9 protein-coding genes are annotated in these 13,489 nt (G+C 67.0%); all 9 read left to right on the top strand.

What is annotated here, in order from left to right; all coding sequences use genetic code 11:
* Nucleotides 1-38: 38 nt before the first annotated feature.
* The 9 genes from GU3_RS11720 (at nt 39) to recD (ending at nt 13,463) form a co-directional block, all read left to right on the top strand.
* Complete coding sequence (locus GU3_RS11720) at nt 39-431, top strand: DoxX family protein (RefSeq protein ID WP_014292751.1); 393 nt, start codon at nt 39-41, stop codon at nt 429-431.
* Nucleotides 432-502: 71 nt separating this feature from the next.
* Complete coding sequence (locus tag GU3_RS11715) at nt 503-1,009, top strand: DUF3087 domain-containing protein (protein WP_041543750.1); 507 nt, start codon at nt 503-505, stop codon at nt 1,007-1,009.
* 3 nt (nt 1,010-1,012) lie between these two features.
* The gene (locus GU3_RS11710; protein WP_041543173.1) at nt 1,013-1,228 is read left to right on the top strand and encodes a DUF3565 domain-containing protein; all 216 of its coding nucleotides are present in this window, start codon (nt 1,013-1,015) and stop codon (nt 1,226-1,228) included.
* Nucleotides 1,229-1,279: 51 nt separating this feature from the next.
* Nucleotides 1,280-2,485, top strand: a complete 1,206-nt coding sequence (locus GU3_RS11705; protein ID WP_202798258.1) for a cation:proton antiporter — start codon at nt 1,280-1,282, stop codon at nt 2,483-2,485.
* A complete protein-coding gene (locus GU3_RS11700) occupies nt 2,478-3,458 on the top strand; it encodes a hypothetical protein (RefSeq protein ID WP_014292747.1) in 981 nt (326 codons plus the stop codon). The genes GU3_RS11705 and GU3_RS11700 overlap by 8 nt, the downstream gene beginning before the upstream one ends.
* A gap of 21 nt (nt 3,459-3,479) precedes the next feature.
* A complete protein-coding gene (locus GU3_RS11695) occupies nt 3,480-4,301 on the top strand; it encodes a mechanosensitive ion channel family protein (RefSeq protein ID WP_014292746.1) in 822 nt (273 codons plus the stop codon).
* 155 nt (nt 4,302-4,456) lie between these two features.
* Complete coding sequence (gene recC, locus GU3_RS11690; protein ID WP_014292745.1) at nt 4,457-7,870, top strand: exodeoxyribonuclease V subunit gamma; 3,414 nt, start codon at nt 4,457-4,459, stop codon at nt 7,868-7,870.
* Nucleotides 7,867-11,472: an exodeoxyribonuclease V subunit beta gene (recB, locus tag GU3_RS11685; protein WP_014292744.1), complete on the top strand. Its 3,606-nt coding sequence runs from the start codon at nt 7,867-7,869 to the stop codon at nt 11,470-11,472. Before recC ends, recB begins: the two co-directional genes overlap by 4 nt.
* A complete protein-coding gene (gene recD / locus GU3_RS11680) occupies nt 11,469-13,463 on the top strand; it encodes an exodeoxyribonuclease V subunit alpha (RefSeq protein WP_014292743.1) in 1,995 nt (664 codons plus the stop codon). The genes recB and recD overlap by 4 nt, the downstream gene beginning before the upstream one ends.
* The last annotated feature ends 26 nt before the right edge of the window (nt 13,464-13,489 follow it).

Below are 13,489 nucleotides of genomic sequence, written 5' to 3'. Positions count from 1 at the left end.
TTGTATTGAAACTGGGGTTCACATGAAGGAGAAAACGGATGGAGAACGTTCTGAATGCCTGGCGGCCGCGGGTGCTGAGCCTGGTGCGAATGGTGTCGGCCTTTTTGTTCATGCAGCATGGCGGGCAGAAAATACTGGGCTTTCCGGCCCCGGCCCGGGGCGAGTTTGAGCTGTTCTCGCTGCTTGGCGTGGCCGGGGTGCTGGAGCTGTTTGGCGGTGCCCTGCTGCTGGTGGGGCTCTTCACCCGGCCCGTGGCCTTTGTGCTGTCGGGGTTGATGGCCTTTGCCTATTTTATCGTCCATCATCCCCAGAACTTCTGGCCGCTGAACAACGGTGGCGAGCTGGCCATCATGTTCTGCTTTGTGTTCTTTTACCTGGTGTTTGCCGGGGGCGGCAGCTGGAGCCTGGATCGCCTGCAAGGGCGGCGCTGAGCGAACGGGGATGGGAAGAAGGAACGGCCGCGACTATAATGCGGCTGTTTTTTAAATTCTTTCAGGTGGTTATGAAACTCAAAGACATCGACAAACGCCGTTATCGCCGTCATCTCAACCGAGTATTTATCGGCTCGGCCCTGGCCCTGGCGGTGCTCAGTCTGGGCATTGCCCAACTGCTGATTGCCTTTTTTCCCGATGCCGACGGCAGCCACTTTCACTGGAATCTGCTCGGCGTGGTGCTGGCTGCCCTGCTGGTGGGCGCCGGGCTCAGCCGGTTGCGCCGCCATCCCTTTATGACCGAGGTGGTGTATGTGTGGGAGCTGAAACAGCGGTTGAACAAGATCAGCCGCAAGCGCCGCCAGGTAGAGGCCGCGGCCAACGAAGGGGATGCCACTGCCATGCAGGTGTTGCAATTCTGCTACGCCGGCTCACGCCAGCTGTGGCAGCTGGACGACAACACCATCGTGATGGATGAACTGGCCGTCAAGCAGACCGAGCTCGACAATCTGGCCGCGCAACACGGCGTGACCCTGAATGCCGACGACTATGACGAGTCCATGCTCGACCGGTTTTAAGTCGTGAAACAGGCCATGGTCGGGTTTCATCAGGATGAAGAGGGCCACTGGGTGGCCCGGCTGGCCTGCGGCCACCACCAGCATGTGCGTCATCAGCCGCCCTTTGTCAACCGCCCCTGGGTGGTGACGGCGGCGGGGCGCTCGGCCATGCGGGGCAGGGTGCTGGAGTGCAAAAAATGCGACCGGGGCGAGCCCGCCGACGACCCGCCCGGGATCTGATGCCGCCATCATCGGCACCGGCCGGTGCATGTCACAGGGAGGGGGGCTGCCTTGGTTGTTTCTCAACTCGTTGCCGGGCCACCGGGCGGCCATTCCGTTGCCCTCAACATGATCCTGCTGGGAGGCATACTGGCCCTCAGTATTGCCTGCGATGTGCTGGCGGCGCGCACCCGGTTGCCCCGGGTATCGCTGCTGGTGTTGCTGGGTGTGGCCATTGCCGCCGTCTATCAGCTCTGGCTGGGGGGCCCCGGTGGTCAGCCCATCAATGGTCTGGCCGAGCCCCTTATCGAGCTGGCACTGGTGATGGTGGCCTTTTTGCTGGGCAGCGAGCTGACGGTGGCGCGGTTGCGGCGCACCGGCTGGCTGATCACCGTGATTTCCCTGACCGTGGTGCTGTGCAGTGTGCTGGTGGTGGGGGTTGGGCTCTGGCTGCTGGGCTTTCCGCTGGCGTTGGCCATTGCCCTGGCGGCGATTTCGGTGGCCACCGATCCGGCGGCGGTACGCGAGACCGTGCGCCACAGTCACGATACCCGGCTGGTGGCCCGGCTGCTGCTGGGCATTGTGGCCATCGACGACGGCTGGGGCATTCTGGTGTTTGGCCTGGCCATGGCGGTGTTGGGCTGGCTGTTGTCGGGGGAGGGAGAGCTGGCCTTGTTGCATGCCCTGTGGGAGCTGGGCGGTGCCGTGGTGCTGGGGGGGCTGATCGGGGTGCCCGCCGCCTGGCTGACGGGGCGACTGGCGCCGGGTGAACCCACTCAAGCCGAGGCCATCGCCCTGATCCTGCTGCTGGCCGGCTGCTCTGCCGGGCTTGGCGTATCGCCGCTGCTGGCGGCCATGACCACCGGCACCGTGATTGCCAATTTCTCCGCCCACCATACCCGCTCGTTTCGGGCCATTGAACAGATCGAGTGGCCCTTTCTGGTGTTTTTCTTCGTGCTTTCCGGCGCCATGATCGATCTTTACCGGCTGAATGATGCCCTCTGGCTTACCCTTGCCTATGTGGGGCTGCGCCTGATTGGACGGTGGCTGGGGGGCTGGCTCGGCCTTCGGCTGGCGTCGCCGGCGCGCCGGACCCGGCTACCGGCCGGCCTGGGGCTGGCGCTGACGCCCCAGGCCGGCATGGCCATTGGCATGGCACTGCTGGCGGCAGAGCAGATGCCCCACTACCGAAGCCTGTTGCTGCCGGCGGTGGTCAGCTCCACCCTTATTTTCGAGCTGGTGGGACCGGTACTGGTCAGGAGGATACTGCATGGGTGACAACGACGGCTGGCAACTGATAGAGGCTGCCTCATTCGAGAGTCCGGCGTCCCCGGCCAGCAGCCGTGTACGCCGGGGGCTGCGCCGGCTGGGCAGGTTGCTGGGCCGGGGAGACGAGGCCGACAGCGGGTTTGAGGGAGGAGCGCCGACTCATGACAATTTCGATCGTCGGCCGGCGGTGGCGGCCCTGACCCGCTGGGCCGAAGACTGGCCGGACACCGGCCCCGGGGTCCGCTTTTTGCTGGACCCTCCCTTTAGCGGCACCGCCCACATCGCCCGGGACTGGGCCGGTGAACGGCGCTGGCCCCGGCTGGCCCCCCCTGATGAGCAGGAGCTGGCCACCGCCGATGTGGCCGGCTGGTGGCGCCGCCAGGGGGTGCACGGTCCCTGGTTGATGGACTCGCTGGCCCGGTGCCTGTTGCGCACCCCCGCGGGCCTGCGCTTTCTGCGGGCCCTGCTGGTCCGGCTGCTGGAAGGGGAATTTGGCCCGGGTCTGGTGGTGAGCAACAGCTGGACCCATCGCTTTATCATCCAGGCCTTTGAACTGGTGCTGCCGCACCCTCATTGTTTTGCGCCGGTGACACCGGCACTGCTGGGCACGCTGGGGATCAGGGGCTCTACCCGGCAACTGACGGCCCTCGCCGCCGATGCCCGGGGCAACGCCGGCGTGGCCCTGGCGCTGTGGGCGGCGGAGCACGGCGACAATGGTGGCCGGCCCGAGCTGCCGGCGGAGGCCGACGACACCACCGCCTTTGTGCTCTATGCGCTGCTGTTGCACGACGGCCTGGCGTCGGGGCCCTTGCAGCAGGTGTTGCCCATGCTGGGGGGCGCCCGGCTGGCGGCCTGTTTGCAGCGGCTGGAGTACTGCGGTCAGGTGGAGCTGCGAGGCGCCTGCTGGCGCGTCCGCCCGGCAGCCTACCCGGCCGTGCGGGAGTTTCTGGCCGGGCGGGATCACTGCCTGGACGATTTTTAACGGGGCGGGCACGGAGGAGCGATGGATACCGAACAACTGACCGGGCTGTTTCGCCGGCTGACCCCCGGCATCATTACCGAGCTGGTGCTGGTCATCGTGGCGGGGGTGGTGCTGGCCTGGCTGGTGCAGCTGGTGCTGCCCTGGCTGGCAAACCGGTTGCATGGCCGGCGCCGGCACTGGGTGCTGGCACTGATCCCTACGCTGCGCATTGTGGTGGTGCTGGTGGCCATCGGCTGGGTGGTCAGTTTGATCATCGAGCCTTCCCTGCGCAACATGGTGGCCATTCTGGGTGCCGTGGGCCTGGCACTGGGGTTTGCCCTCAAGGATTATGTCAGCAGCCTGTTCGCCGGTGTGGTGGCGGCCTATGAGCGGCCCTACCGGCCCGGCGACTGGATAGAAGTGGACGGCTGCTACGGTGAGGTGCGCCATATCGGTTTGCGGGCGCTGGAAATGGTCACCCCCGACGATACCGTGGTGGTGGTGCCGCACCTGAAGCTGTGGAACGCGCTGATCCGCAATGCCAACAACGGCGGGGCCAGCCTGATGTGCGTGGCGAGCTTTTACCTGGCCCCCGAGCACGATGCCCACCGGGTGCGCCGGGTGCTGCATGACGTGGCTCTGTCCAGTCCCTACCTCAAGCTCAACCGGCCGGTGGTGGTGGTAATGGAAGATCATCCCTGGGGCAGCCGTTACCGCATCAAGGCCTATCCCATGGATCCGCGCCAGCAGTTTGTGTTTATTTCGGATCTCACCGCCCGGGGCAAGGCCGCCCTGCAGGCCATGCCGGTGGAGTTTACCCGGGTGGAGGCCATGGTCGGCGGCGGCGAGAGCAATGCCGGCTAACTTTCTGGGAAGATCAGCCACCGGCATGAATGCCGCGCTTGTGCCTTTCTCCGCCACGGACCCTGTCTGCTTTTCAACCAACAAGGCGGGCGACGCTTAATGTCGTGCCGGTTCGGCACTATGATGGGCGCAGAGCAGGGACAAAAGGAACCCAAATGAACCATAACGAGGGGCTCAGCCCCGGCCTGATGGTGGTGCACGGCAACCACCTGGAAGCGCTGCGCGAGCTGGCGGTGACCTGGATGCGGCGCTACCCGCTGGAGCCGCTTGAAAACGAAGTGATACTGGTGCAGAGCAACGGCATTGCCCAGTGGCTCAAGCTGGCCCTGGCCGAGCACCGCAGTGGCGGCATTGCCGCCGCCGTGCAGGTGGAGCTGCCGGCGCGCTTTTTGTGGCAAAGCTACCGCGGCGTGCTGGGCAGCGACACCATTCCCCGGCTGTCGCCGCTGGACAAGGCCCCGCTCACCTGGCGGCTGATGCGGCTGCTGCCGGCGCTGGTCACCGAACCGGTGTTTGCCCCCCTTGAACGCTTTTTGCAGAACGACGGCGACGGCCGCAAGCGCTACCAGCTGGCGGAGCGGCTGGCGGACTTGTTCGACCAGTATCAGGTATACCGGGCCGACTGGCTGGCGGCCTGGCGCGATGGCCGGGATGTGATCCTTCACGGCCGCCGGGGCGAACAGCCGCTGGATGAGGCGGTCTTGTGGCAGCCGGCACTGTGGCGGGCCCTGCTGGCGGACGTGGGCGAGCAGGAGCTGGCCGGCAGCCGGGCCGGGGTGCACCCGCGCTTTGTGCGTCATGTGCGTGAGTGCGAACAGCGCCCCGCCGGGCTGCCGCGCCGAGTGGTGGTGTTTGGCATTTCCTCGCTGCCGACGCAAACCCTGGAGGCGCTGGCGGCCATGGCCCGCTTTAGCCAGGTGCTGCTGTGCGTACACAACCCCTGTCAGCATCACTGGGGCGACATCGTGCCGGATCAGGACTTGTTACGGCACCAGTACCGCCGCCATGCCAGCAAGGCCGGTCAGGCGCCGGGCTTAAGCGAGGTGGAGCTGCACCAGCATGCCCATCCGTTGCTGGCGGCCTGGGGCAAGCAGGGCCGGGACTACATTAACCTGCTCGACAGCCTGGACGATCCCGACAGCTACCGGCAGCGCTTCGACGCCCTCGGCAGCCGTATCGATCTGTTTGACGATGGCGATACCGGCCATTTGCTGGGCCAGTTGCAGGATGACATCCTCAATCTGCGACCGCCGGCGGAAAGTCGGGAACACTGGCCGCCGCTGACCCGATCGCAGCTCAGCGTGGAATTTCACCTCGGCCACAGCGCCCAGCGGGAAGTGGAAATTCTACACGATCAACTGCTGGTCCGCTTTTCCGAAGACCCCAGCCTGCGCCCTCGGGACATCATCGTCATGGTGCCCGACATCAATGTGTATGCGCCCCATATTCAGGCGGTGTTCGGCCAGTATGAGCGGGACGACGACCGTTTTATTCCCTATACCCTGGCGGATCAGGGCAGCCGGGGCAGCGAGCCGCTGCTGATTGCCCTGGAGCATCTGCTGCGTCTGCCCGAGAGCCGGCTGCCGGTGAGCGAGGTGCTGGATCTGCTGGACGTGGCCGCCCTGCGCCGGCGTTTTGGCATTAATGAAGCCGACTTGCCGGTGCTGCGCCGCTGGATTGAAGGTGCCGGCGTACGCTGGGGGCTGGATGCCCGCCGCCGGGCCGGGCTGGGCCTGCCCGGGGCGCTTGAGCAAAACACCTGGCGTTTTGGCCTGCGGCGCATGCTGCTGGGCTATGCGGTCGGCGCGGGTGAGGCCTGGGCCGGCATTGAACCCTATGATGAAGTCGGCGGCCTCGATGCCGCCATGATAGGCCCGCTGGCGAGCCTGCTTGAGGCCATCGACGCCCTGCACGACGCGCTGTCCGAGCCGGTGCCGGCAGACGACTGGTCGGCCCGGTTGCTGGCGCTGCTGGCCCGGTTTTTCGAACCGGACAGCGAGCGGGAGCAGGCGCTGGTGGCCGATCTCACCGATGCCCTGGAGCAGTGGCAGGCGCTGTGTGCCGGGGTGGACCTGGACGAGCCGCTGCCGCTGACCGTGGTGCGCGAAGCCTGGCTGGGGGCGGTGGATCAGGGCCGGCTCAGCCAGCGTTTTCTGGCCGGGGCAGTCAATTTCTGTACCCTGATGCCGATGCGCGCCATTCCCTTTCGCCGGGTGTGCCTGCTGGGCATGAACGACGGCGACTACCCCCGCAGCGTGACGCCGCTGGACTTTGATCTGATGGCCGGGGATTACCGCCCCGGGGATCGCTCCCGGCGGGAAGACGACCGTTACCTGCTGCTGGAGGCCCTGCTCTCGGCCCGGGAAGGGCTCTATATCAGCTGGGTGGGGCGCAGCATTCGCGACAACAGCGAGCGGCCGCCCTCGGTCCTGGTGGGCCAGTTGCGGGATCACCTGAGCGGCTGGCGGCTGGCAGACGGTGGCAAGCTGCTGGAGGCCATCACCACCGAGCACCCGCTGCAGCCCTTCAGCCGGCGCTATTTTACCGAGGGCAGTCCCTTGCTCAGTTACGCCCGGGAATGGGTGCAGGCCGAAGTCACCGACAGCGTCGAGACGCCTTTGCCGGCCTGGCAGCCCGACGGTCCCGTGGCGTTGGAGCAGTTGCAACAGTTTTTGCGCCAACCCGTGGCCACCTTTTTTGCCCGCCGGCTCAAGGTGGTGCTGGATGACAGTCCGTCCGCCGAGCAGGACGAGGAGCCCTTCGCCCTCAATGGCCTGGAGCGCTATGTGATCAAGCGGGAGCTGCTGGAGGCGGCCGCCGGTGCCGACGAGCCCGAGGCGGCCCTGGCCCGGGCCGCTGCCCGATTACAGGGCCAGGGCCGGCTGCCCCTGGTGGGGTTTGGCGAGCGGCTGCGGGCCGAGGTGCAGGCCGCGCTGCCGGAGCAACTGACCCGTTATCGGGCCTTGTGCCAGACCTGGCCCACGCCCCTGACTTCCCCCCTGCCGCTGGCGTTTGAGCATGACGGCCTGCCCCTGGAGGGCTGGCTCGGCGGCCTGCGTCAGAGTGGCGACAAACTGGCGCTGATTGAGCTGCAGCCGGGGGATCTGCAAAGCGGCAACAGCCTGCGCTGGCACCGGCTGCTGTGGGCCTTTGTGGCCCAGGGGGTGGCCTGTGCCTGTGGCATTGAACTCACTCTTTATCTGGTGGGTGAAGACGTCACCCTGCACGGTGCGCCCCTGGAGCGGAAGGAGGCGGCCGGAATCGTGCAAGGCTGGCTGGAGGCCCTGCGGGCGGGCATGACGGCGCCGCTGCCGGTGGCGCTGAAAACCGCCATGAGTGCCCTTGAGCAAAAAGACCCGGCCAAGGCCGAGCCGGCGGCGCGCAAGACCTATGAGGGCGACGGTTTTCATTACGCCGGCGAGCGTGCCGAGAGCGGTGCCCTGGCGCGCCAGTTTCCCGACTTTGACGCCCTGAACGCCGATGGCCGTTTTGCCGCCTGGAGCGAGCAACTTTACCGGCCGCTGCTGGAATATGGCCCGCAACCGCTGTCACAGGAGACCCCATCATGAGCCCATCCCGTCCGCTGGCGCTGACCTTTCCCCTGCACGGCAGCCGGCTGATTGAAGCCAGTGCCGGCACCGGCAAGACCTTTACCATTTCCGCGCTGTACCTGCGGCTGGTGCTGGGCCATGGCGGCGAGCAGGGCTTTGCCCGAGAGCTGCTGCCGCCGGAGATCCTGGTGGTCACCTTTACCGACGCCGCCACTCAGGAGCTGAGAGACCGCATTCGCGCCCGGCTGGTGGAAGCGGCGGCGGTATTCCGCGGCGAGGCTGAGGGCGATGAGCTGCTGGCGACCCTGCGGGATGACTTTCCCTCGGAGCAGTGGCCCGGCTGTGCCCACCGGCTCGATATCGCCGCCCAGTGGATGGACGAGGCGGCGGTGTCCACCATTCACGGCTGGTGTCAGCGCATGCTGCGCGAGCACGCCTTTGACAGTGGCAGCCTGTTTACCCAGACCCTGCAGACCGATCACAGTGAGCTGCTGGCCGAGGTGGTGCGCGATTACTGGCGCCGTCAGTGCTACCCCCTGCAGGGCGCGGCCCTCGACTGGGTGATTGACCACTGGCAGACACCGGATGCGTTGTTGCCCAAACTACGGCCGCTGCTGAGCGAGCCCGGCGAGGCCGACGGCGAGTTGGATGCCCTGCTGGAAGGCACCCTGAGCGCGCGGGCGCGGCGGCTTGCCGAGCTTAAAGCGCCCTGGCCGGCCTGGGCTGACGAGCTGGCGTTGCTGCTCGACAAGGCGGTGGCCGACAAGGCGGTGGACGGGCGCAAGCTGCAGGCCCGTTATTACCAGCCCTGGCTCAACAAGCTGCGGGCCTGGGCCGGCTCCAGGGAGGCAGACCTGGCTCTCGGTACCGGCTTTGAACGGTTGACCCCCGAGGGCCTGCATGCCATCTGGAAAAAGGGGGAACCGCCGGTACACCCGGCGCTGGAGGCCATGGCCACCCTGCCCGGGCAACTGGCCGCCCTGGCCGACCCCGCCGAGCCGGCGCTGCGTCATGCCGCCGCCTGGGTGCGTCGGCACTTTGAGCTGGAAAAACGCCGCCGCGCCGAAATGGGCTTTGACGACATGCTCACCCGTCTCGACGAGGCCCTGGCGGGGGAGAACGGCCCGCGGCTGGCGGAGGTGATCCGGCAACAGTTCCCGGTGGCGCTGATTGACGAATTTCAGGACACGGATCCGCTGCAGTACCGTATTTTCGACACCATTTACCGAGTAGCCGACAACTGCGCCGACAGCGGCCTGTTTATGATAGGGGACCCCAAGCAGGCCATATACGCCTTTCGCGGCGCCGATATTTACACCTATCTGTCGGCCCGGGCCGCCACCGAAGGCCGTCACTACAGCCTCGGCACCAACTTTCGTTCCTCCACGACCATGGTGGCAGCGGTCAACCGGCTGTTTGAGCGGGCCGAAGCCCACCCCGAAGGCGCGTTTTTGTTTCGCGACGGCGAGCACAATCCGCTGCCCTTTGTGTCGGTGCAGGCGCGCGGTCGTGACGAGCACTGGCAATGCGAGGGCGCGCCGCAGCCGGCGCTGACCCTGTGGCAGCTGGACACCGACGACGATCAGCCGGTTGCCGGCGGCGTCTACCTCGAGCAGATGGCGGCCCGTTGTGCCAGCCACATGACGCATCTGCTCAATCTGGGCGGCCAGGGCCGTGCCGGGTTTGCCGGTGAGCATGGCCTGACCCCGGTACAGCCCAGCGACATGGCGGTGCTGGTGCGCAGCTTTCGCGAGGCTCAGGCCATTCGTGAAGCCCTGGCGGCCCGAGGGGTGCGCAGCGTGTATCTGTCCGACAAGGACTCGGTGTTTGAAAGCCCCGAGGCGGGGGATCTGCTGCACTGGCTGAGGGCCTGCGCCGAGCCGGAGCAGGACGGCAAACTCAGGGCGGCGCTGGCCACCGCCACCCTGGGGCTCAGTCTGTCTGAGCTGGAGCGGCTCAATCAGGACGAACGCCACTGGGAAGGCAGAGTGATGCAGTTTCGGGATTACCGCCGTATCTGGCAGCGCCAGGGCGTGCTGCCCATGGTGCACCGGCTGCTGCACGACTTCGCGCTGCCGGCCCGCCTGCTGCGGGGTACCGAGGGCGAACGCAAGCTCACCAATCTGTTGCACCTGGCGGAGCTGATGCAGCAGGCCGCCGCCACCCTGGACGGCGAGCAGGCACTGATCCGCCACCTGGCCGATTGCAGGGAGGGGGAGCGGCAGGCCGCCGACGAACAGGTATTGCGGCTGGAAAGCGACGCCGCCCTGGTACGGGTGGTGACCATTCACAAGTCCAAGGGACTGGAATATCCCCTGGTGTTTTTGCCCTTTATCTGCAGCTTTCGGGAAAGCGGCGTCCGCGGGGCCCCGGTGCAGCTGCACGAGGGCGGCCGCAAGCGGCTGCTGCTAAACCCCACCGATGAACAAAAGGCCCAGGCCGAGCGGGAGCGGCTGGGGGAAGATCTGCGCCTGCTCTATGTGGCGCTGACCCGGGCCCGCCATGCCTGCTGGCTGGGGCTGGCGGATATCAAGGTCGGCAACGGCCGGGCCTCGCGCCTGCACGACTCGGCCATGGGCCGGTTGCTGGGCGGCGGTGCCGTGCTGAGCGGGCCGCTGCAAGACTGGCTCACGCCCCTGGCAAGCGAACACACCGCGCTGTGCGCGGCGCCCGAGGTCACCGGGGAAGGCTGGGTGGATACGCAACGAGCGCCGTCGGCGCCGGTCTGGGCCAGCCCGGCCCGGCCCGCCGCCGAGCACTGGTGGATAGCGTCCTACAGTGCCCTGCTCAGCCGGGAAGAGGCCGGCCAGCGTTTTGACGACGCCGCCCCCGAGCGGCCCGAAGCGGGCAAAAGCGGGGATGACGAGCTGGAACGGCCCTTTGTGCCGCTGCGCCCCTTTGAGCTTCCCAGCCTGCATCGCTTTCCCCGTGGTCCGGCGGCGGGCACTTTTTTGCATGGCCTGCTGGAGCTGGTGCTGAATGAAGGGCTGGCAAATCAGCCCGAGGAGCTGGCATCCCAGCTTGCCCGGCGCTGCCAGTTGCGGGGCCTGGAGGAGTGGGCCACGCCGCTTGCCGACTGGCTGCAGGGGCTGCTGGCCACGCCGCTGTTTGACGGTGGCCCGGCATTGCAGGCGCTCGGCTGTTTTCAGCCGGAAATGGAGTTCTGGCTGGAGGTCAGCCGAGTGCAGATCCCCGCGCTGGATGCACTGGTGCGACGCCATATTCTGCCGCAGCGGGAGCGGCCGGCACTGGCCCCGGGCCGGCTGAACGGCATGCTCAAGGGCTTTATCGATCTGGTGTTTGAGCATGACGGCCGTTATTACGTGGTGGACTACAAGTCGAACTGGCTGGGCCCGGATGACGCCGATTACACACGGGCGGCGATGGAGGATCAGATCCTTCGCCACCGTTACGATCTGCAATACGTACTCTATGTGCTGGCGCTGCATCGCCAGTTAATACTGCGGCTGCCCGATTACGACTACGACACCCACATGGGCGGTGCCCTGTATCTGTTTGTGCGCCGGCCCGGCGCGGTGTTTGCACACCGGCCCCCCCGTGAGCTGATAGAAAGCCTGAATACGCTGTTTTGCGGTGCCACCGAGGAGAGCCTGCCATGATCACCACCAAAACCCCCGCCAGCGAGCTGCTGGCCTTGCTTGACCGCTGGGTGGCGCTGGGCTGGCTGCGCCCCCTGGACCGGGCGCTGGCGGGCTTTTTTGCCGAGCAGCAGCCCGAAAGCGAGGCGCCGGTGCTGCTGGCGGCGGCACTGGCCAGCCACCAGCTCGGCCACGGCCATGTGTGCCTGGATCTGCTAGCGACCCTGGCCGAGCCGGACTTTGCCCTGTCGCTGCCGCCGGAAGGGGAAGAAGGCCTGGCCGATGCCTGGCTGCCTTCAAAGCAACTGGCGACACTGACCCTGGAGCACTGGACGCAGGCCCTGGCCCGCAGCCCCCTGGTGGCGGCCGACGGCGAGCCGGCGCGGCCCCTGGTGCTGAGTGGCGATCGATTGTACCTGCGTCGTTACTGGAGCTATGAGCAGGGGGTGGCCCGGGCTCTGGCGGCACGCATGCAGGATGACAGAGCCGTGCCTGCCGACCTGGCAAACTGGCTTGAGCGGTTGTTTCCCGAGCCGCTGAAGCTTGACGGCGAGCGCCAGACCGACTGGCAAAAGCTGGCCTGTGCCCTGGCGGCGAGCAGCGGCTTTACCCTGATCACCGGCGGCCCCGGCACCGGCAAGACCACCACTGTGGTGCGCCTGCTGGCGCTGCTGCAGGGCACTGCCGCCCAGCCCCTGCGCATTCGACTGGCGGCGCCCACCGGCAAGGCGGCGGCCCGGCTGACCGAGTCCATCGGTGCTCAGGTGGCCTCGCTGCCGGTAGACGAGAGCGTGCGCGCCCGGATCCCGGCAGAGGTGAGCACCTTGCACCGCTTGTTGGGTAGCCTGCCGGACAGTCGTCATTTTCGTCATCATGCCGGCCACCCGCTGCCGCTGGATGTGCTGGTGGTGGATGAGGCCTCGATGATCGATCTGGAAATGATGCACTGCCTGCTGGCGGCGTTGCCGCCTCATGCCCGGCTGTTACTGCTGGGCGACAAGGATCAGCTGGCCTCGGTGGAAGCGGGAGCCCTGCTGGGGGACTTGTGTCGTGATGCCGAGCAGGGGTTGTATACCCCGGAACGTCTGGCCTGGTTGGAAGCGGTCAGCGGCGAGCGGGTAGTGCACCCGTCCTTGCGGCCCGGTGACGCCGGCCGTCATGCCCTGGCCCAGCGCATTCTGATGCTGCGTTACTCCCGCCGCTTTGCCGGCGGCTCCGGCATTGGCCGGCTGGCAGAGGCGGTGAACCGTCAGCAGCCGGCGCTGGCCCGGCAGCAGCTGGAGGGCAGCGACGAGGTGGCTACCCTTCGGCTGAAGGGAGAGCAGGACGCGGCGCTTAACCGCCTGCTGTTTGCCGGTCGGGGGGAGGGGGTGGGCTATGGTCATTACCTGGCACGGCTGCGGGATGAACGTCCCGCCGCCGGCACCGCCTTTGACGGTACGGCCTGGCATGACTGGGCAAAAGGCGTGCTGGATGCCTTTGATCAGTTCCGGCTGCTGTGCGCGGTGCGCCGAGGCCCCTGGGGGGTGGAAGGTTTAAATGCACGCATTGCCGGCCTGCTGCACCGGCGCGGCCTGCTCGAGGCGGAGGAAGGCTGGTACGAAGGCCGGCCGGTACTGGTGACCCGCAACGATTACGGCCTGGGGCTGATGAACGGGGACATCGGCATTGCCCTGCGCCTGCCCGAGCAAGACGGCAGCATGAAGCTGCGGGTGGCCTTTCCCCGCAACGACGGCAGCGGCGGCTTGCGTTTTGTGTTGCCCAGCCGGCTGGGGGAGGTGGAGACGGTGTTCGCCATGACGGTACACAAGTCTCAGGGCTCGGAGTTTGCCCATACCGCCCTGATGTTGCCCGAGGCCCTGAACCCGGTACTGACCAAGGAGCTGCTCTATACCGGCATTACCCGGGCCCGGCACCGGTTTACCCTGGTGGAGCCCCGGGCCGGGGTGTTTGAGCAGGCCATTGCCCGGCGGGTAGAGCGGCGCAGCGGCCTGCTGGAGAGCCTGACCTAGGAAGGGGGAACGCGGGCGACGAGCCC

Origin of the sequence: Oceanimonas sp. GK1 (genome assembly GCF_000243075.1) — a bacterium.
Taxonomy (GTDB): domain Bacteria; phylum Pseudomonadota; class Gammaproteobacteria; order Enterobacterales; family Aeromonadaceae; genus Oceanimonas.
The sequence above is the reverse complement of the archived record's forward strand: the minus strand, read 5'-3'. Positions and strand labels throughout refer to the sequence as shown.

Excerpts from the sequence above, each read along its gene's own strand:
- recD (WP_014292743.1), top strand. The coding sequence starts at position 11,469 with ATGATCACCACCAAAACCCCCGCCAGCGAGCTGCTGGCCTTGCTTGAC.
- GU3_RS11715 (WP_041543750.1), top strand. The coding sequence starts at position 503 with ATGAAACTCAAAGACATCGACAAACGCCGTTATCGCCGTCATCTCAAC.
- recC (WP_014292745.1), top strand. The coding sequence starts at position 4,457 with ATGAACCATAACGAGGGGCTCAGCCCCGGCCTGATGGTGGTGCACGGC.
- GU3_RS11700 (WP_014292747.1), top strand. The coding sequence starts at position 2,478 with ATGGGTGACAACGACGGCTGGCAACTGATAGAGGCTGCCTCATTCGAG.
- GU3_RS11695 (WP_014292746.1), top strand. The coding sequence starts at position 3,480 with ATGGATACCGAACAACTGACCGGGCTGTTTCGCCGGCTGACCCCCGGC.
- GU3_RS11720 (WP_014292751.1), top strand. The coding sequence starts at position 39 with ATGGAGAACGTTCTGAATGCCTGGCGGCCGCGGGTGCTGAGCCTGGTG.
- recB (WP_014292744.1), top strand. The coding sequence starts at position 7,867 with ATGAGCCCATCCCGTCCGCTGGCGCTGACCTTTCCCCTGCACGGCAGC.